Origin of the sequence: Micromonospora globispora (assembly GCF_003857015.1) — a bacterium.
GTDB classification, from domain to species: Bacteria; Actinomycetota; Actinomycetes; order Mycobacteriales; family Micromonosporaceae; genus Micromonospora; species Micromonospora globispora.
Genome location: NZ_QGGF01000485.1, coordinates 1 through 930, shown reverse-complemented (window position 1 = coordinate 930; position 930 = coordinate 1). Strand labels below are relative to the sequence as shown.

Below are 930 nucleotides of genomic sequence, written 5' to 3'. Positions count from 1 at the left end.
GTGCCGCCGTCGACCGTCGCCGGGGCGAACGGTCCCTCGGCGGCGTCGGCGAGCTTCCAGCCGTCGCCGAGCGCGAGCGGCAGCGCGGCGCCGGAGGCGTCGGTGAGCCGGAGCCCGTCGACGCGCAGCCGGTAGCGGAAGCCGATCGCCTGGCCGCCGTCTGCCTCGAACCCGGCGAGCCGCAGCGGGGCGCCCCCGGCGTCGGGCAGGGGCACGCTGAAGGGCACCCGCTTGGCGCCCTGGCCGACCGCCAGCGGCACCCGCCAGGCGGTACCGCTGTCGGTGGTGAACAGCGCCGAGACCTGGACCGGTGGCGGCCCGAACACCGTCTGGACCGGGGTCTGGACGGCGCCGGTGAGCCGGCGCGCGGTGGCCGGCAGCTCGACACCGGCCGGTGCGCCGCGGGCCTGGACGAGTCGATCGAGCAGCTCGTCGCCGGCGGCGTCCCCGGCGGCACCGTCCAGTCGGACGGTTCCGGTGGCGCCCGCCGCGTTCAGGGTCAACACGGTCGTAGGAAGGTCGTCGCGGCCGACCCGGATCTCGTCCCGCCAGGCCGCCAGCACCCGGTCCACCCCGGGTACGGCGGCGAGCACGCTCGCCCGGTCCGCCGGCGCGGCGCCGTTCCGCTCGACCAGTCGCAGGTCCGCGCCGACGCTGTGCCGGGCCTGGTCCCGCTGCGAGCCCTCCCACGAGGCCACCAGCGACCAGGCCAGGGTGCTCCCGCCGACCGCGAGGGCGAGCAGCAGCACCGGCCCGGCGTGCGGACGGCGCCCCGCCTGCCACATGCCGAACATGGTGGCGGTCCACGGCCGGCGGTCGACGAAGCGTTCGGCGAACCGGGTCGCCGGGGGCAGCAGCCGCAGCGCGACGACGGCTCCCGCCAGCACGCCGAGGGTCGGCGCGGCGGCCAGCAGCGGGTCGATGCCGAGC

Annotated in this window: 1 pseudogene; it reads right to left on the bottom strand. The window is 78.3% G+C overall.

Going from position 1 to position 930, the window contains the following annotated elements:
• Window positions 1-930 (bottom strand): annotated as a pseudogene (locus tag DKL51_RS25975) (FtsX-like permease family protein); the annotation flags it as partial.